The sequence below is a fragment of the Aneurinibacillus thermoaerophilus genome, from assembly GCF_019603355.1.
Lineage (GTDB): Bacteria > Bacillota > Bacilli > Aneurinibacillales > Aneurinibacillaceae > Aneurinibacillus > Aneurinibacillus thermoaerophilus.
The window spans coordinates 577,471-596,113 of record NZ_CP080764.1; the positions used below are offsets into that span (position 1 = coordinate 577,471).

Annotated in this window: 18 protein-coding genes and 4 pseudogenes; 11 read left to right on the plus strand and 11 right to left on the minus strand. The window is 37.3% G+C overall.

Annotated elements, in window-relative coordinates; all coding sequences use genetic code 11:
- Window positions 1-7: 7 nt before the first annotated feature.
- From K3F53_RS19275 to K3F53_RS19290, 4 genes and pseudogenes are all read right to left on the minus strand, one after another.
- On the minus strand, window positions 8-214 hold the full coding sequence (locus K3F53_RS19275) for a DUF4368 domain-containing protein (RefSeq protein WP_057899851.1): 207 nt from the start codon (window positions 212-214) through the stop codon (window positions 8-10).
- A 189-nt stretch (window positions 215-403) separates the two neighbouring features.
- Window positions 404-925 (minus strand): IS630 family transposase, encoded by a 522-nt coding sequence (locus K3F53_RS19280; RefSeq protein WP_246615678.1) that lies wholly within the window; start codon window positions 923-925, stop codon window positions 404-406.
- A gap of 85 nt (window positions 926-1,010) precedes the next feature.
- A pseudogene (locus K3F53_RS19760) lies at window positions 1,011-1,262 on the minus strand (winged helix-turn-helix domain-containing protein); the annotation flags it as partial.
- Window positions 1,255-1,455, minus strand: coding sequence for a hypothetical protein (locus tag K3F53_RS19290; RefSeq protein ID WP_246615679.1), 201 nt, complete (start codon window positions 1,453-1,455; stop codon window positions 1,255-1,257). The pseudogene K3F53_RS19760 and the gene K3F53_RS19290, both read right to left, overlap by 8 nt.
- Window positions 1,456-1,771: 316 nt before the next feature.
- Between K3F53_RS19290 and K3F53_RS03135 the strand changes: the two genes are divergently transcribed.
- Window positions 1,772-2,230: a hypothetical protein gene (locus K3F53_RS03135; protein WP_220559330.1), complete on the plus strand. Its 459-nt coding sequence runs from the start codon at window positions 1,772-1,774 to the stop codon at window positions 2,228-2,230.
- A 69-nt stretch (window positions 2,231-2,299) separates the two neighbouring features.
- Here the strand turns inward: K3F53_RS03135 and K3F53_RS03140 are convergent.
- Window positions 2,300-2,878, minus strand: a pseudogene (locus tag K3F53_RS03140) (IS3 family transposase); the annotation flags it as partial.
- A gap of 6 nt (window positions 2,879-2,884) precedes the next feature.
- Here K3F53_RS03140 and K3F53_RS19295 point away from each other — a divergent pair.
- Window positions 2,885-3,180 (plus strand): annotated as a pseudogene (locus K3F53_RS19295) (IS3 family transposase); the annotation flags it as partial.
- A 150-nt stretch (window positions 3,181-3,330) separates the two neighbouring features.
- On the opposite strand, the gene K3F53_RS03150 reads toward K3F53_RS19295, so the two are convergent.
- Together K3F53_RS03150 and K3F53_RS03155 are read right to left on the minus strand one after the other, a co-directional pair.
- Window positions 3,331-3,570: a hypothetical protein gene (locus K3F53_RS03150; protein WP_057899847.1), complete on the minus strand. Its 240-nt coding sequence runs from the start codon at window positions 3,568-3,570 to the stop codon at window positions 3,331-3,333.
- Window positions 3,571-3,699: 129 nt separating this feature from the next.
- Complete coding sequence (locus K3F53_RS03155) at window positions 3,700-4,395, minus strand: hypothetical protein (protein WP_057899846.1); 696 nt, start codon at window positions 4,393-4,395, stop codon at window positions 3,700-3,702.
- A 267-nt stretch (window positions 4,396-4,662) separates the two neighbouring features.
- Here K3F53_RS03155 and K3F53_RS03160 point away from each other — a divergent pair, with 267 nt between their 5' ends.
- Window positions 4,663-5,046, plus strand: coding sequence for a hypothetical protein (locus K3F53_RS03160; protein ID WP_057899845.1), 384 nt, complete (start codon window positions 4,663-4,665; stop codon window positions 5,044-5,046).
- A 439-nt stretch (window positions 5,047-5,485) separates the two neighbouring features.
- Window positions 5,486-6,112, plus strand: a complete 627-nt coding sequence (locus tag K3F53_RS03165; protein ID WP_057899844.1) for a LysE family translocator — start codon at window positions 5,486-5,488, stop codon at window positions 6,110-6,112.
- A gap of 123 nt (window positions 6,113-6,235) precedes the next feature.
- Here K3F53_RS03165 and K3F53_RS20010 read toward each other — a convergent pair.
- Window positions 6,236-6,425 (minus strand): annotated as a pseudogene (locus tag K3F53_RS20010) (IS3 family transposase); the annotation flags it as partial.
- Window positions 6,426-6,765: 340 nt separating this feature from the next.
- On the opposite strand from K3F53_RS20010, the gene K3F53_RS03170 reads away from it, so the two are divergent.
- Together K3F53_RS03170 and K3F53_RS03175 are read left to right on the plus strand one after the other, a co-directional pair.
- The gene (locus K3F53_RS03170; protein WP_057899843.1) at window positions 6,766-7,428 is read left to right on the plus strand and encodes a type II restriction-modification system restriction endonuclease; all 663 of its coding nucleotides are present in this window, start codon (window positions 6,766-6,768) and stop codon (window positions 7,426-7,428) included.
- Window positions 7,425-9,158 (plus strand): hypothetical protein, encoded by a 1,734-nt coding sequence (locus tag K3F53_RS03175; RefSeq protein ID WP_091260463.1) that lies wholly within the window; start codon window positions 7,425-7,427, stop codon window positions 9,156-9,158. Before K3F53_RS03170 ends, K3F53_RS03175 begins: the two co-directional genes overlap by 4 nt.
- Before the next feature lie 34 nt (window positions 9,159-9,192).
- Here K3F53_RS03175 and K3F53_RS03180 read toward each other — a convergent pair whose 3' ends face one another.
- The 3 genes from K3F53_RS03180 to K3F53_RS03190 form a co-directional block, all read right to left on the minus strand.
- Window positions 9,193-9,810, minus strand: coding sequence for a class I SAM-dependent methyltransferase (locus K3F53_RS03180; RefSeq protein WP_057899841.1), 618 nt, complete (start codon window positions 9,808-9,810; stop codon window positions 9,193-9,195).
- 81 nt (window positions 9,811-9,891) lie between these two features.
- The gene (locus K3F53_RS03185) at window positions 9,892-10,935 is read right to left on the minus strand and encodes a MerR family transcriptional regulator (RefSeq protein WP_220560751.1); all 1,044 of its coding nucleotides are present in this window, start codon (window positions 10,933-10,935) and stop codon (window positions 9,892-9,894) included.
- A 321-nt stretch (window positions 10,936-11,256) separates the two neighbouring features.
- The gene (locus K3F53_RS03190; RefSeq protein ID WP_057899840.1) at window positions 11,257-11,655 is read right to left on the minus strand and encodes a GNAT family N-acetyltransferase; all 399 of its coding nucleotides are present in this window, start codon (window positions 11,653-11,655) and stop codon (window positions 11,257-11,259) included.
- Window positions 11,656-11,974: 319 nt separating this feature from the next.
- On the opposite strand from K3F53_RS03190, the gene K3F53_RS03195 reads away from it, so the two are divergent.
- The 5 genes from K3F53_RS03195 to K3F53_RS03215 all read left to right on the plus strand — a co-directional run bounded on the left by K3F53_RS03195 (window position 11,975) and on the right by K3F53_RS03215 (window position 18,618).
- Window positions 11,975-13,285 (plus strand): sensor histidine kinase, encoded by a 1,311-nt coding sequence (locus K3F53_RS03195; protein WP_057899839.1) that lies wholly within the window; start codon window positions 11,975-11,977, stop codon window positions 13,283-13,285.
- 879 nt (window positions 13,286-14,164) lie between these two features.
- Window positions 14,165-14,659: an SH3 domain-containing protein gene (locus K3F53_RS03200; protein WP_057899838.1), complete on the plus strand. Its 495-nt coding sequence runs from the start codon at window positions 14,165-14,167 to the stop codon at window positions 14,657-14,659.
- A 499-nt stretch (window positions 14,660-15,158) separates the two neighbouring features.
- Complete coding sequence (locus tag K3F53_RS03205) at window positions 15,159-15,812, plus strand: SGNH/GDSL hydrolase family protein (protein ID WP_057899837.1); 654 nt, start codon at window positions 15,159-15,161, stop codon at window positions 15,810-15,812.
- A gap of 325 nt (window positions 15,813-16,137) precedes the next feature.
- Window positions 16,138-17,379: a CaiB/BaiF CoA transferase family protein gene (locus tag K3F53_RS03210; protein WP_057899836.1), complete on the plus strand. Its 1,242-nt coding sequence runs from the start codon at window positions 16,138-16,140 to the stop codon at window positions 17,377-17,379.
- A 30-nt stretch (window positions 17,380-17,409) separates the two neighbouring features.
- The gene (locus tag K3F53_RS03215; RefSeq protein WP_057900427.1) at window positions 17,410-18,618 is read left to right on the plus strand and encodes an acyl-CoA dehydrogenase family protein; all 1,209 of its coding nucleotides are present in this window, start codon (window positions 17,410-17,412) and stop codon (window positions 18,616-18,618) included.
- Window positions 18,619-18,643 lie beyond the last annotated feature (25 nt).

Below are 18,643 nucleotides of genomic sequence, written 5' to 3' on the forward strand. Positions count from 1 at the left end.
CCTGCTTCTATTTAATTTTCGGGGCGGCAAACCGATAATGAATAATCGGCGTACCGTCCTCTTTTACCTCAATCCGATTAATAAGCCGATGCAGAATTTCTGGTGTCAATTCATCGAAGTTGAGAAAGTGAAGTAATTCTTGTTTTAGTTTTTCAATGGTTTCAATCACATCTTCACTTTCCAATAATGAAAGAAGTTGATTTTTCTTTTCCATTAATTCAGTTAGTTCTTTGTTATTTGCTTCAATACTATCTTGATATTCCTCATGGGTAATGATTCCATCAGCTAACAGGTTGATGTATTTTCTTTTTCGATTTTTTAGAACATCAATCTGTTTGTTAATCTTATCGATTTTCTTTTGATAACCAGCTTTTGAATATTTATATACATTCCAATTGACAGTTTAACAGCCAATACGACGTAGTACTTGTTCTGGACAAGATTGTGTAAAGTCTAAAAATCGCTGAACCGCCTGTTCAATCTCCGATTGATTTTTGTGAAACATGTTTGAAATGACACTATCTTTAAGCCAGCGCCAAAGCTTTTCAATTGGATTTAGATTGGGTGAATACGGCGGCAAAAACAATAAGTAGAGTCTCTGATGATGCTCTTTTAGAAAAGGACGAAGGAGTTTGGCATGATGAATACGAGCATTATCGATGATCATAATGACCTTCTTGTTGGCATGGCGCTTCATCACTTTCTTCAAGAATTCCAGAAAAGAAGCGGCATTACAAGAATCTGCCGTTGTACAGAATATGTCGCCGATTTGCGTATCTACGGTTCCGAATAAAGTCACCTGAGCGTGATGACCGTATGTTGGAATCTGCTTCTGTTCTCCTTTCGGAGACCATGTAGCCCGAAGGGCTTGATACGAGCGAACATGGGTCTCGTCTTGTGCAAGCAGTACCGTATTTTCGTCCATTACGTTTTTTTATCATCTCTACCTGGTGTACAAACGCCTGCTGTTTCTCTTTGTTTGCTTTTGCCAATACATACGTTGTACGCTTCCAACGCAATCCTAAGCGATGAAGCATATCCGCGATACCTGAACGTGACATCGTAACAGAAAACCGTTCTTCGATCCATTTTTGAAGCAGGCGGGTATCCCACGATTGAGACGGTTCAATCCCTTCCTGTTCCGGTGTGCTTTCCAATATCACTTTTTTCACCTCCATTTGTTCTTCTGGTGAGAGATACGGTTGTTTTCCCGGAGGGAAATCACGCTGAAGAAGTTCAGCTATCCCACCTCGATTAAACATCTTGACATACGTAGAGACAGACTGGCGACAAATGCCCAGTACTTCTTGCAGCTTTTACCGTAGAAAAACCTTCAAGAATCAGCCGAACAGCCGTCACACGCTGCCGAAAAAAAGCATCAGAAATCTCACGCTCTTCCTTTCGTAACGCTTCACTCGTAAATCCGTGAGTGTTTGTAATCAGTGATTTTTTCATAACATAATCCGCTCCTTATCATTGTGATGATAGGAGCCAGTATTGCCAAATAACCGTTTGTTAAACCCTTAATCGGTAGCTATATAAATTAGGATGTAAGGAAATAGACTTATTTTATGACTGATGGCTTCTGAATCATTAGGTTTTACAATGTTATATTATATAATTAGTTTTTATGTTTAAATTTAATCAAAATTGGAAGAGTAAATTTTTAAAAAAATAATTAACTGTAAATATATTAAAAAATATGGAATATTTTTCTCTTCCGATATATAATTACAATATATGTAATTGGAAATTTTAGGAGGTTATTATTATGAAAAAAATTATAAAACTTGGGCTAGCAACGGCATGTATATTGACCGTACCTTCAGCATCTTTGGCATGCGCTGTAAAAGACAGTGAAAGTTCGACAACTCCTGCCATTTCAACAAATTTGCAAGATGAAGGAAAAGAAGTAGATAACAAGCTTTTGTCAGTGACATTAATAGACGATGCTTATCATAAGGGAAGGGATTCTTTTGAGAGGACATTTACATGTTCGCCAAGTAATGGGACACTTCTAAATATACATGTAAAAAATAAAGGTTCTGGAAAAGTGAGATTAAAAATATACCATAATGGATATGAAAAGAGGAATATACTTATTGACCCAGGTACATCTACAACAGAACCGTTTTCTAATATCAATGGAGTAGGAGGGAATTGGAAAGTGTACGTAACTACTGACGATGGACACGAGATGGATATCTTTGTCCGTGCAAGACAATCTTAAAGAAACAATTAAAGTGCTCTGTATGGTCTTACCCCTGTCAAGTAGACAGTGTTAAAAAAGCCTATATTTTTATGCGTCTATTTTTTCCCGATATTCGATCGGCGACAGATAGCCGAGTTTTTTCTGGAACCGTTCACTGTTGTAAAAAGTAATATATTGCCCAATGGCTTGATGAAGTTCGTCCATTGACGTACACTTATCCATGTACAACTTTTCTGTTTTAAGATGCGAAAAGAACGATTCGATGCAGGCGTTGTCTAGACCGTTTCCTTTGCGAGAGTGGCTGCCCACCATGCCCCACTGTTCCCACTGTTCGATTCGTCTGTTGTACGAACGAGACGTGTATTGGAATCCTTGATCGGAGTGGGTCATGCTTCCAGTCACGTTTCTTTTTCTTTTTGCTTTATCCAATGTATCCAGGACAAGCTTGAGGTCATTTCGTTCGGAAATATGATAGGCAACAACTTCGTTATTATATAAATCCTGTATGGCAGATAAGTAAAGAAACTGGTTTTGGAAAGGAAGATACGTAATGTCGATTACCCATTTTTGATTTGGTGCTTCTGCCTTAAACTGGCGTGCAAGAAGGTTTGGGTACACTACGGATGGTTGTTTGCCAAAGAAACGTCTCTTCTTACGGATCACCGACCAGAAGCAATCTTACATTCAGATCAGGGTGTTCATTACATGAATCCAGCTTATCAGAAGCGGAGCATAGAACTTGGTTTGCCCTCCTCCATGTCTCGAAAGGGAAACTGTTGGGAAATGCCCCAATGGAATCCTTTTTTGGTCATATGAAGGACGAGTTAGACTACTTAGATTGCATAAGTTTTAACGAGCTCGTTGAGCTCGTGTCTGACTATATCTATGACTACAACTGCCACCGCTACCAGTGGACATTAAAAAAGATGACTCCAAATGAATATCGGAGTCACCTTCTCAGTGTATAGGTTCTTTTTTTAGTGTCTACTTTTAGGGTTACAGTTCACAAAGCCCCTTCTAGGACTTTTTGTTTTTTGTATTTTTAATGTTCTTCTTATGTTATAAAATAGAACAAAAATAACCCGGCGTGGCCGGGATGTTTTGTACATATTTTATTTTTAAGTAAAGCGTATTCCTAACCACGTAGACAGAATAATTAAAAACAACAATAAGTTTCCTACTTTTTTTGGTTTTTCAATATAACGTATAAGGAAAATAAGAGAGGCTAATAATGCAATGGTGTTAAAATGTTGATTTGTTCTTATAGCAAAAATAATAAAACCTACAAGCACAACAGTTATTGATAGTTCAAGAAATAAAAATAACGGTAAACGATTTTTATAAGGATTAATAAACATATCTATCCTCCTTCAGTCTAAAAATAAAAAACACATCTGTATATTTCAAAAATATACAGATGTAATTTAAGTTTTTTAATAATTTTACAACAAATAACTTGTCTACTAAAATATATAAATTGAATCTACTTAACTATTAGGTAAATATACCTTAAATTCAATGCTTTTATGAGGCCCGCTATATTTTTTCTTTCTGGCTGAATCTGTATAGAAAGTTGTTTCTGTATATTGATACCAATTGTCAGTCATTGGATTTTTCTCGTATAGATCATACGCATAATAAGCATCCGGAATATTGTCACGAAGCATTTTAGATAAAATATTAGTAATAACTCCAACCCCTAATTTAGTGTATAGACCTATTAAATAACTTGCATACTCTATACTATCTTTATTAACTTTTGTATGCCCTGTTAGGGTTCCAACATATTTGTAACCTGGAAGTGCTGTAAGAGCAAAGTTGCTTTTTGACTGATTGCTTTGCTGACGTTCCACTTTCAAGGGTAATATTTCTCCGTTAAATTTTACCTCTCCACTATTAAAGTTAAGTTCCATCTCACCAGTTTTTCCATCCCATTCAGTGAAAGTACGATAGATTCCTTTTTCTTCTACTGCCTTATCAAGTTTTACATACTTTGATATTGGAGCCGTTTCCTCTGCATTAGCAGCAAATGAAGAAACAGGGGAACCTAAAACCATAGTTGCAACTACCGTTCCTAAAATTGCTTTTTTGTAGTTTCTCATATTTTCTTTTAATACTTTGTAATATTTCATATACAGGATTGAAAAAATGACAATCGCTACAATCGTCGTAGGAAATAACATGTTTGCTACTCCGTTCTATCAAGAATATAAGGTCCAGACACCGCTCAAAACTCATTCCCATATCTATTGCTTCGTCAGCAATCTCGCCAAACGAGATAGTCGCCTATTCCTCGTGCCTTTCCATACAGCACTTCTTCCCTGTATCGACAGGAAAAATATGTTTTTGTTTTTGATTCTATAGTATCGTGAATATAGAATAAAAGGATAAAAAAGGGAGAGTTAGTAGTAGATATAACGGAAGATATGGAGACCTGGGAGGAGTTTTCTTTGAGAAAGTATCTACTTATCGTTCTTTTCCTTTTACTTTCTGTATTTCTCACAAGGTTTGTGTTAAATAGAGAATATTATCCACCATTGCCCATCTCTTCTATAAATAAAAGGGAGGCTGTTTCACGGCTTGAACATTCATCTGAAACCATCGTAAAAATAGCGGAGGAAGACGGTTATGAATGGTACATTACAAGAATGGAGCAAGGGAGAGGATATAAGAATGTGACGCGAATGGTAAGTAAAAATGGTTGGACATTGAAGAATAGAGATGGAAACGGATTCTTCTTTATGAAGAAGGACCGGACTATCATTGTAACGACACAAATGTGGACAGGAAATTATATTCTCTGCAAAATACCGAATGAGTGGAGAAGTAAGTAACTTATGGAGAGAATGTCTTTATGGTTAGCTTTAATGAGTAACAGATTCTTATTTTTCCTTTCATTCTCTCAATATTTCGAGAAAAATAAAGTCCTGACAGAAAAAACGGGATAAAAAAATCGAAAAAAGCGGGATTTGTAGCAAGAGTTTATTTATTCTGGACATAGTTAGGATGAAAAAAAGAGAAAAAAACGAAAACATTTTTTAGAGAAATGGAATGGTTTTCTGTTTCTCTTTTTTTCATAGGGATAAGGGAAATATGATTATTGAATGGATAGTTATTAATAAAGGCTAAAGGCTTTTTTCACAAAGATTGTTGTTTGTAACGTAAAATTTTTTACTGAGCTAACGGGCAGTATTATTCAGATAAAGGTATTTTCAAAACTACCCATTTATGCTATGTTAAGAGACAAAATTTTTATTAAATTTGGAGGTTGGTATGGGAAATTTTTATCTCTTTGTCATCACATCGATCTTACTTATTATTCTTCCTGGTCCCGATACTGGATTAGCCACGCAAAACACTATTGCTTACGGAAAAAAAGGAGGAATCAAGACGGTTTTAGGCATTTCTACAGGGCTTATCATTCATACCTTAGCAGCAGTTTTTGGTCTTTCCGCCATTATCGTTAAATCCGCACTATTGTTTTCTATTTTTAAATATGTTGGTGCAATCTATCTCATTTATCTAGGTATAACATCATTGTGGTCTTTAAAGAAGAAAAGAGAAGTTTCATCGAATGATGATATTCAAGCAAAATATCAGAATAAATCTCCATTTCGCCAAGGGTTTCTAACGAACCTCCTGAATCCGAAAATAGCTATCTTTTTTCTTACTTTTCTTCCACAATTTTTAACTTCTGGGAGTAACCCCTTTTTGCAATTTCTTATTATGGGAATCACTTATACTGTTTTAACCATTATTTGGTTTTTACTGTATGTGAATTTAATTGATTCTATTAGTGTATGGATGAAAAAAACATCTACACAGCGTGTCATTCAAGGAATCTCAGGATTGGTTCTTGTGGCTTTTGGAATCAAGCTTGCTCTAGAAAGAAGACCATAGTTAACATAATTAATCGACAACCTATTTCTAACCAATTTAATTAGTTGTTTTTTATTTACCATTAAAATCATTGGTTAACATCCAAATGATTATTCAACTAACAGGAATCAATTGCGAAATAAAAGTCTGAGAACGGTTCAGCCACTTGTAATATCCGCTTCGGGAAACCTGAAACACCCGGCACATCTTCTTCACCCGAAACGTGTAGCGATGTTGATGAATAAAGGCAAAAATTATCGCTGGTCTTTGGCGAAGATGTTTTTAAGATGGCATTCTCTTCTTCTAGATCACGAATTCGCTTTTGAAGCTCGGAGAACTGGTGATTTTCGCTTCGGAATTTCTGCTTGCGTAGACTCTTATTTCTATCATAAATGTGTGTCCACTTTTTAGTTTAACATCATGAGGGTAAAAGAACTCAGCATGACTGAGGAAAAAGGTTATAAAATTGTACAGTCCAGAAAAGGATTTGGGGGAATTTGGTGTGGGGGAAACGAGCCTTACGCTGTCTTAAACAAAGAAAAACGAATCACTAGGCACTGGGTCGGGGTATTGCATATTATTTCACGGAATAAAACCACATAACATTTTGGCGTAACTAAGAGCAATATGGTATTATGAACTAGAAATCCTGGAAGAAAGAGAGCAAACTTTAGATGAAGCCAATATTAACCATTTCAGATTTAATAGCCAAGGCAGAAGAGTTCTGTAAACTTGAGTCGCAAAAGCAGAATTCTTCATTATTTGGAATTACCGACGGAAAAGCAGTTGGTACATATGTCGAACACTCTTTCCAACAGTTTTTACAAGATTCTTTTACTATAGAAATTGGAAATTCTGCCAAGGGAATCGACCTCCCTTCAGAGTCTATAAATACTGATATAAAGGTTACTTCGATTAAACAACCTCAATCTTCTTGCCCATTTAAGTCTCCAAGAGAAAAAATCTACGGGCTTGGATATAATTTATTACTTTTCGTTTATGATAAAAAAGACAATCCTTCAACTCAAACAACTACATTAGATTTTGTAAGCTGTGCTTTCATCGATAAAACTAGAACGGGTGATTATCAAACTACTAGAGGTATTCGGCAAATTCTCGAAAACGATGGTAACGTGGATGATTTGATAGCATATTTTTATGATAGAGCATTGCCAGGTGATGAAATTATTTATCAAGGGCTTGCCGAAGAAATTCTAAGTAATCCTCCCGTACAAGGATATTTAACTATATCAAATGCTCTTCAATGGCGATTGCAGTATAAACGAATAGTTGACATACCTAAGAATAAAGTAGAAGGAATAGTGAAGATTATATGATTCAAAACAAGCGTATCTTACTGGAGTCTTCTACTCAAACTAACATGACTATTACAGACATTAAGGCTTATAACGATACAATCTATAAAGAAACGGGTATAGTTGATTGCTTTACCTCTGTTGACGATTTTATTGAGCATGATAAGTTTGCAAATGAAGAACTGCTACAGGGTGGGAGGGAGTTTGGTGATTATCAAACTCCTCCACATCTGACTCATCAAATCTGTGAATACTTGGTTAGAAATTACAACTGTAATCCTACTATTGTTATTGAACCTACTTTCGGGAAAGGTAACTTTATAAATTCTGTTTTAGATTTTTTTTCTAACATAAAAAAGATATATGGTGTTGAAATACAAAAAGGATATGTTTGGTATTGTAAGAAAACCTTACTGGAGAAACAAAAATTTTCAAACCAAAAACCAGATATTTATTTATACCACGATGACATTTTTAGTCATGACTTTGATAAGAGTATTTTTAACTCTAATGAAGAGGTTTTAATTATTGGTAACCCTCCATGGGTGACTAACTCTGAACTTGGTACTCTTGATGCAAAAAACTTACCAAATAAAAACAACTTTAAAAAACATAAGGGATTAGATGCATTAACAGGAAAAAGTAACTTCGATATTTGCGAGTATATTATCCTGCGGATGTTAGAGACGTTTTCCAATGTTAATGGCACACTTGCGATGCTTTGTAAAAACTCGGTAGCCAAAAAAATCGTTCATGATCTTCCGAAAAGAAGATTTAACATAACTGATATTAAGCTACTAAATATAGATGCCAAAAAAGATTTTAACGCTGCAACTGAAGCCTCATTGTTTGTTGTTAGACTTGGAAAGCCATTAACAGACCAAGTTTGTAAAACTTATAAGTTAGACGAGCCTGAAAAACTTATCTCTACTTTTGGGTGGTATAATCATAAATTTGTATCCAACATTGATAAGTATAAGCGTTCCTACCTTGTCGATAATCAATGCCAATTTGAATGGCGGTCTGGTATAAAGCACGATTGTTCTAGCGTTATGGAATTAGACACGAAGGGAAATAAGTTGACTAACAAATTAAAAGAGATTGTGGATATCGAACGCGACTTAGTCTATGACTTACTTAAAAGTTCTGACCTTAAAGCAGGGATTTTCTCTGATTCCGTTAGAAAAAAGGTGATTATAACTCAAAAGAATATTGGAGAAAGTACCGATTATATAGAGAAACAATATCCAAAACTATGGTCTTATTTACAATCCCACAAAGATAAACTTGACGCAAGAAAGTCAAGTATCTATAAGGGAAAACCCAGTTTTTCAATTTTTGGTATAGGTGATTACTCGTTTTTACCTTATAAGGTTGCTATCTCTGGGATGTATAAAAACTCTCATTTTACCTTTATACAGCCAATTAATAATAAACCTGTCATGCTAGATGATACATGTTATTTCCTTTCTTTTAACGATTACAATACTGCGGTCTTTACCTTCGCAGTATTGAATAGCGAAGTTGTAAAGGACTTCCTTTCAGGAGTAGTTTTTCTTGATGAAAAACGTCCTTACACCAAAGATTTATTGATGCGAATTGATTTGTATAGGGCGACAGAGCAGATAACATTTGATGATATTTTATTAACACTTAAACCTTTTTCTGACAAAATAAATTTGCATAACATATCATCAGAGGCATATCAAGATTACATTGATTTATTGAAAAATAAAGCCCTCCTTCTCTAAGGAGGGACTTTATTGTTAGAGCAAATGCATTCCTTTAAGAAGGTTTTCTGGTAATCAAAATCCTTGCAGCATGGCGATGGGGAATGCCACTGGAATTACAATCAAAAATCATTTCTTCAGTAAAAAGTGTTTCCCAATCCACATAATAATTTTGTAATTCGTTTCTTTGATAGAGGTATTCATTTTTTCCCCAGTCGGGTGCAATTTCAATGTCAGGATGTTCAATGAAGGCAAATAATACATTCAGTCCATCAGGTAACGTGTTTTCTTTAAAATGGTTAAATTGTTGCATCCTATTCCTTGGATGGATGTATTGTAATGTTCCAATGGAATAAATGATATCAACACTGTGAGGAAGAATAAAATGATTTACATCTCCCTCAACTGTCCGAATCGTTGTATTCATTTCACTCGCTAATTTCTTCGCCTTTGCTAATCCAGCAGGTGCAACATCCATAGCTAAAACATCAAAACCATGCTTAGCTAGGAACACACTATCCCTGCCTTCTCCTGCACCGATATCAATCACCTTTTTGCCATGGATTTGGTCTTTAGGTATGTAACCCAAAATGCGCTGCGCTAATGTATTCGGCTCTTTTCCCCAGTAGTATTCCTCTTGTGAATACATTTCCTGTAATTGTTCTTTGTCCATTGTAAATTCCTCCAACCCTTTATGTTCGTACACTTTGAATCATAAAGGTTTACGTAACGAGAAGGTCAAGAACAATGATTGTTAGATGGGTACCGCATAAACAATATAAAGGAAGTCATTAATTTGATGGTATTTGGTAATGTATCTATTTTTGTCGAACCATTCAAGTAAATCAGTTAGAATGGAGTAGTATTCATCCTGAATGGCTTTAACAGTATTATTCATACCTTTTTCGGACAAATCTTGCAGATACTCGACTTGTTTTTTCCTGTTTTCAAACATCAAATCCGCAATACAAATTCTCCCATGTGGTTTTAATACTCTACGCATTTCAGTTAAAGCTAATTTTTTTTGTTCGTGGGTAAGATGGTGGAAGGCAAAGCTGGTTACTACAAAATCAAAATCTTCATCAAGGTAAGGGATGGCAAGGAAATTTCCAAGTTTCGTTTCCATATTCGGGAATTTCCGCCGACATTGCTTCAACATTTCTTTTGATTGGTCTATTGCTGCCATCTTAATGTTCCTGGTTAAGAATTTACCTGCTAAGTTTCCCGTTCCAGTTCCAATGTCTAACCCCCATTCGTTTTGTTGTGGCGAGACCCATTGAACGATCATATCAAGGGCTTCTTCATAATTTTGATATTCGTCATTATTGTTCCGTACATATTCATCGTGGCTACTTGCTTTATGGTCAAAATTCCATTTATCATACCAATTCTTTCTTGATTCCCTAAGTCTTTTTGACCCTTCTGCAAGCTCGAAAATATTATGTAAGTCAAGAGATTGTTGTTGTTTCATCAATCCAATCATCTGGTCTGTTGTTTCGAGAATTTGCTTTAATTCTAACCATTGTGAAAACATGACTGAACGTTGGAGTTCAAGATAATACAGGAGTTCCTCCTTATCTTCTTTATCTACCTCTGCTAAGGCTTTTTTTATGTCTTCAATGGTCATTCCTGCTTCCCGTAATGATAGGATGGTTTGCAGTCGCCATATCTCTTTCTCGGTAAAAGTACGATATTGATTGTGCTCCTGCTTAACAGGAGAGATTAACCCTTTTTCTTCATAAAAGCGAATAGCTCTTGGGGAAATGTTTAGTTTATTAGCTATCTCTTTGATTTTCATTATGTTCATAAAAACGAATCTTCCTTTTGAGTTTGAATAGGAAAAATTTGTTTTTTTTAATTCTATAGTATCATAAATATAAAATAAAAGAATAAAAGGGCAACATCTGATGAAAAATGGATGAGTCAAATAAGAAAATTGGGTTACCTTAATAGCCCTAATGTTGAAGTAGAAATGCCGTATGGTATTAGACAAGGTTTTATGAAACAGTTAAAAGATAATGGCTATAAAACAAGGGTATACGTAACGTATGGAAAGACCTATTTTTGATTGTTTTTATCAATATACTGTTCAGCTTCAATTAACCGTTTAACAGCACGCCTAACGTTTACGTCGAATAATAAACCCGTTATCGACCTTCTCGAATCCAACCTTTGGGTAATAATCCATTGCATTGGGTGCAGATAGTAGGATAAGAGCCACCTCTTCACCGATGACTTTTCTTATCCTCTTTATCAGTTCCTTACCGATTCCATTCTTTTGATAATCTTTATCGACAGCCAAATCAGAAAGATAACAACAATAACTGAAATCTGTTAAGGCACGAGCAATCCCAACCAACTTATTGTTATCCCAGGCGGTCAAAATAATATTTGCGTGGTCTAACATTTTCTGAATCCGCTCTTTTTGTTCGATTGGACGTGTTATCCCGCTCTTTTTAAAGACCTGTACAACATCTTCGGCTTTAACTGGCTCGTTGTATTTATAAATGATTTCCATAATATAGGATACCTCCTCTTTACAATTATACCAATTATTATAATATATATCACTACTTTTGATAGAAAAGGGTTCAGTCTTACCTGGCGAAAGTTGAAAAAACGGTTCAATTTTATTCAGCGATTATACCAAGGGCAATGACATGTCTCTATTTTCTAGAAATCTTGGTCAGAAATTTTAACGTATAAGGCAACCGATTCGTCCAATAATCATTTTTGTCGGGTTACTTTTTTGAAACGTATATAGCGAGACGAAGACACATGGTATACTTATAAAATAATAATAAAAAGACACTAAATGAAAATAAGGGTTGTAACAAATGGACTTTATTATTTTTATTTTTTATTCCATTCCTGAAATGTTATTATTAATCGCCTTGGTTCTTACCTTGTGCGGACAGAGGCCGCCTACTACCCGTTACATTGTCGCTTCTGTTTTGATCGCATGTACAAATGAGTTGATTCAGTTAGCGGACACGGATATGGTATTACGGGCATTTTTACAGTTGATTTTCGCCCTGGTTATCATGATGATGTTTTTTGGTTTGCCTTTTTTTAGAGTTTTTATTTCGTTATGTTTTTCCTTGCTGGTATTACAAGCCATTGAATTAGTATCGTTCCAATTCGGTATGCTCATTACCGGAATGGACTATCAAACCCTGAGAGAACATACGGCTTTTCTGTTCGTGATCTGGGGTAATCTCGTCTTGTTATTAGCGCTCTTATTCTTTTTAGAGAAAATAAAATTTTCATTATTCGCAAAGGAATCACTCCAAAAGCCGCCCCGCTCTCAAACGATGATTTATTATTTTTTAGCTGTTCTTTTTTATGTAATAGGGATGGTTGGGGCTGAATTAAATAGCACCGGAACCATCACAAAAAGCAAGGATATTTTAATCATGCTAATCTTTCAAGTGATTTTTCTATTCCTAATGCGAGAAATCATGCGGGCGGACCGAAACGAGTTCAAATTAAAAATTCAGCAAGAGTATACAGAGAATGTAACTTCACTGTTTACCTCTATTCGCGCGCAGCGACATGACTTTGCAAATCATATTCAAGTCCTTTCTCTCTTACTGTATCAAAAACAATACGAAAAAGCCGAAGAATACTTACGCGAACTGGCTAAGCAAACTGTAACAATCAGCAAAATTTTAATTAAAGATAATGCTGGGCTTTCCGCTTTACTCCAAGCCAAAACATCTGAATTGGCCCGTGAAGGTATACAACTTGTGTTAGATTTGCAAACAAACTTAATTAATACGACAATGACAAGTATTGAAATGAACCAGCTGATCGGGAATTTGATTGATAATGCCGCCGACGCTATTCGTGAAGATGGGTACAAGAGCCCGGAAATTCATTTACATACAGCTGTCCATGCAAATATGGTGTATATTAGTGTCACAAATTTTCGTCCTATTATTCCAGCTGATTTGCAGAAGAAAATTTTTGAGTATGGATTTTCAACAAAACCTGGGCATTCCGGAATCGGCTTGGCTATTGTGAAACAGCTAGTTAAAAGTCATAAGGGGGAAATATCCTTGGCAAGTACGCCGATAGCGGGTACAACTTTTATCATTCAACTTCCGGTTATAGAAAAAACACAAGAAGCGGAAAAAGTGATATAACTTTGTAAAAACCGGAGACGATAATATAAAAAAGTCCCTCCCGATTATTCGGGAGGGAAATAAGGGATAAAGGAGCTTACATTCTTTTATACGAGAGTGATTGCAAGAAGTTACAAAAAGACATTGTGAATCGTTGCAATTAGAATGAGAAAAAGTTGGCTTCCCTTTCCTTTGTTTATAAACATTTCATACCAATGTTTTTAGTCATAGGACATACCATCCAATTTATCGATACTACATAGGTATTCGGCCTATTATTGTATAGACAACCATACTACATAATTTTTATTATCCTTACTTGTTCAATTTATGAGACATATCGTACCTAATTCCCATAACAACAAAATTCACTTTACGTCATAGAGGTCTTCATACAGGAACCTTACTTTTAGATATTATTGTAAGCATATTGCTGATTGGAATTGTGCGATGCATTTTGCGAGAAGAGGTTTCATAGATGATGAAGAAGCGGATTTAGCATCGATCGTTGCTATCAAATCAGAAAGTAACATTTTGTATGATGCGTAAAGTATTTTTTTATAGTACGTAATCAGCCAAGAGAGATTGTAAGAAAAAAGTTGGCTTCTACCATGCTAAATACCTATACTATATAAATTTTTACTAAAAGTTATATAGTCACTTAGTATTGCTAAAATTGGTTAGATTTCATGAATTTGGTTGTATTTTTATATCTTCAGGGTTTTAGTATGCTAGTATACGTGCTGTTAAGACACCAAGAGTAGTAAAACTATGAAAAAATTCAATTTTAGCAGGAGGGGATTTGAAGATTTTTGCGAAGATTTGGAATTATAAAGTTAATAATAAAAAGACCAGATAATTTAGAAAAATACAGATGGATATAGAAGGAGGAGTAATGAGATGAAAAAAATGAAATGGTTATTATTCATGATGCTAACCGTTACATTTGCTACAACTCCTGTTGCTTGGAAAGCAGAAGCTGCCACAACACAGAAAGTGGGAGTAGTTGTTAATGTAAAAACAGGCCTCAATATAAGGGCTGGCGCAGGGACGAACTATAAGATCATCGGAGTGTTGAAGAATGGAACGGCTGTGTCGGTTCTAAGCAAAGTTAACGGATGGTACCAGATTAAATACAAAGATATAACGGGCTATGTTTTGGGAAGTTATATCAAATTGTTAGATAATCAAGTTGTTAAAAAAGAAGACGTTAGAAATAAAGAGGAAGTTAAAAATGATGATAAGGTATTAAAAATAGACATTACCTTTTATAATGAAGAAGGAAAAGTAATAGGTTCGGCTAGTGGCCTTTCCCTTAATTCTTTTGGACAGAACGTTAGTTTTATTCAGCAAATACCATCTGGAGCAGACAGATATACAATAAATATTAATTAGGGCCTCTGGTTTCTGTCACCAGGTTAGATGTACATAAAACAACAAGAAAGTTATAAATTATGGTGTTATCGATGCTGAAAAAAATACGTAGGAGGATGACGCAATGGCGCATGAGACGTCATTATCAGAGAATGGACAGAATATGTCAACGTACGTATTTTTCTAAAAAGAACACGTATTGAATGGCGTGTGGATTTTTCATTTGACTTAGGTGGATTATCTATAAACAATTGGATCGCTCTTGCGGAAATACAGGACGAGTGCACCATTTGAAATTCTGTTAAGCGAAAGAGGGGAAAGAAGGTTGTATCAACGACACAGCCTTCTTTTTTGTATCTGTAGAAAAAAGCCTGGTAAGTGTGATGGCGTTTGCATAAGCAGTAGAGCGATAATATTATTATGAATATCCCGGTGCTGTGTATACTCAATATAGTTATCATAAATAAAATGGAAAATTGCGCTTGGTATGGATAGAGTGCGTGACAAGGAGGAATATGGGATGACAGACAAATTGCTTATCGGTTTTGGCGACAGTATCATGGCTGGAGCTTTTGTACAACCAGAAGATACATATCTTGTTAAACTGGGAGAAATGTTCGGTTTTAAAACGAAAAATGCCGGTGTACCAGGAAATACATCTACCCAGGGATTGGCGCGTATGGAAGAAGATGTTTTGCGTTTTCGACCGGATATTTGTATTGTAGCGTTTGGTATGAATGATCACTATGCGGTAGCCTCAGACGTTCGAAATGTAGAGAAGCCGGTATATCGAAAAAATCTTAGAATTATGATTACAAAGCTCCAAGAAATTGGATGCAAACCGGTTCTTTGTACCATTAATCCTGTTATTGCCGGAGATAAACACGCTTATTATTATCGTCGCCATCCAGAGGAATGGTACTTGCATCCGAAAGGAGTAATGGCCTGGATTGAGGAATATAATGAGATAATCCGCCAGATAGCGAAAAGCATGAAGATTTCTTTAGCTGATATTGCTATGTATTGGAAAAAATATGTACACAATGGCGGAAGTCTCGCAGAGGTGTTGCGTACTATTGAGAATAGCGGAGATGATGATGGTGTCCATCCTACGCCAGCTGGACATGCGCTTTATGCGGAATGCATAGCCGAAGAAATCAGTCAATGGTTATAAGGGGGATATGTCAGCCGCCAAAGTAGGAACTTACTAGGAACAGCGGACTGTTGTGCCTTGCTCCGGAAAAGCTACCGTTTGAAGAAGAATAAACAAAAAAGACATGTTTTTTACACAGAATTTGTTAGCTGAAAATATAAAATATATAGTATAATTGTATTATAATGAATATTTAAAATATTAGACTGTTTATGTCTGTCCTCTTTCCTACCAGAAATGAGTTCACAGGCAAACCAGCCAGTCGCGCCCCTTACGTGAATGCTTTTTGCCATGGGGATTGCACTGGCTTTTTTTGCTCATCCATGACATAAAAAGGAGGGAAAGCATGATTACATCGTCGTCAAATCGGGAAGATGTGGCCGATTCTTTTGAGCCTTACAGCCGAGGAGCACTAGATGGTATTAAAGTGATTGATTTAACCCGTGTTCTGGCAGGGCCTTATTGCACAATGATTCTTGGCGACTTGGGAGCTGATGTCATTAAAATTGAAGCGCCCGGTGGAAGCGATGAGACGCGCGGGTGGGGTCCACCAAATATCGGGGGAGAAAGCGCTTATTATTTGTGTACTAACCGCAATAAGCGGGCGCTGACGCTAGACCTGAAGAATTTGAAAGCGCGCGACATTCTGCGTGAACTACTTAAAGATGCGGACGTAGTCATCAATAATTTCAAGACAGGCACGATGGAAAAATGGGGACTTGGCTACGAGACGATGGCAGAACTTAATCCGCGCCTGATTTATGTGTCTATCAGCGGGTTTGGACAAACCGGTCCGTACAAACATGTGCCGGGATATGATTACATTGTGCAGGCGATGGGCGGTATGATGAGCATTACTGGGAGCGAAGAAACCGGGCCGATGAAGGTTGGTGTCGCTATCGCGGATGTCGCTACAGGGTTGTATGCGGCTATCGGTATTCTCGCTGCACTGCGTGAACGCGATCATTCTGGTATGGGACAGATGATTGATCTTGCGCTATTTGATTCGCAGATTTCCCTACTTGTTAATGTGGCGAGCAATTACCTTGTATCGGGACAGATTCCAAAAAGATATGGAAACCAGCATCCGAATATTGTACCGTACCAGACTTTTGCAGCATCCGATATGGAGATGGTAGTGGCGGTAGGTAATGATCAGCAATTTCGCAGACTGTGCGTGCTACTTGGCAAAGAAGAATGGAGCCGTGATCCCAAGTTTGCGACCAATTCCGCTCGGCTTGTACACCGAGAGGAAATCTGTGAACTGTTGCAGGAAGAGTTTAAAAAACGTCCTGCTTCGGAATGGCTGGTACGTTTGACAGATGTTGGTGTACCGAATGCCCCAATTTATAATCTGGCGCAGCTGTTTGAAGATCCACAGGTACAGGCAAGGAAGATGAAAGTGGAAATATCGCATCCAACAGCAGGAAAAGTTTCGATGGTGGGAAGTCCGTTGAAATTGTCGCGGACTCCTGTGTCTATTCGGCGCCATCCGCCTCTTGTGGGTGAGCATACAAAGGAAATTTTACTTGCGCACGGATTTACGGAAGAACAAATTGATGAGTGGTTTCAGGACAAAATTATTTAAAATGTAAATAAAGGAGCGAATAAGAAGATGATGAATTTTGCCTTAACAGAAGAACAAGAAGCTGTACGTAAAATGGTACGTAGCTTCGTGGATAAGGAAATTAAGCCCTATATTCAAGAATGGGATGCGAAAGGCCATTTCGAGCGTAGCATTATGACGCGGCTGGCTGATCTCGACCTGATGGGAGTTTGCATTCCGGAAGAATATGGTGGAAGCGGGATGGATTACAATACACTGGCAATCGTATGCGAGGAGCTGGAACGGGGCGATACTGCGTTTCGGACGGCCGTATCCGTTCATACGGGGCTGAATAGCATGACCTTATTGCAGTGGGGAAGCGAGGAACAGAAACAAAAATATTTGGTTCCACAGGCGAAAGGTGAAAAGATCGGGGCCTTTGGATTGACAGAGCCGAATGCAGGCTCCGATGTGGCGGCAATGCAGACAACAGCAGTGCGTGACGGCGATTATTATATTCTGAACGGGCAGAAGACATGGATTTCCCTATGCGATATCGCTGATCATTTTCTCGTATTTGCATACACGGATAAGTCGAAAAAGCATAGAGGCATTAGCTGCTTTATTGTTGAGCGTACGTTTGAGGGTTTTGCATCGAAAGCGATCAAAGGAAAACTTGGCATTCGTGCAGGGAATACGGGCGAGATTTTCTTCGATAATATGCGCGTCCCGGCGGAGAATTTGCTGGGAGAAGAAGGGGAAGGATTCAAGATTGCCATGTCTGCGCTGGACAACGGACGTTTTACAGTGGCTGCGGGTGCGTGCGGCCTGATTCAGGCGTGCCTTGAAGAAAGCTTGAAATATTGCCATGAACGTGGCACGTTTGGCAAAGAAATCGGAAAACACCAACTGGTGCAGCAGATGATTGCAAAAATGGTAGATGGTCTTGAGACGTCGCGTTTGCTTGTGTACCGTGCCGGGTGGCTGAAAAATCAGGGCAAGCGCAATACGCGGGAGACGTCGCTTGCCAAGTGGCATGCATGTGATGCGGCGTTTGAGGCGGCGTGCGACGCAGTGCAAATTCATGGCGCATATGGCTATTCAAACGAATATCCGGTCGAGCGTTTTATGCGTAACGCGAAAGCGCCGGTGATCTATGAGGGGACGCGCGAGATTCATACGATTATGCAAGCGGAATATGCGCTTGGCTACCGTCAGGATAAACCGCTGCGTAAAATGCTGCCAGCGTGGCCGTTTACGGAAGAAGCGGTAGAAGTATAATCGCTAAAAGCGAGAGTAAAAAAGC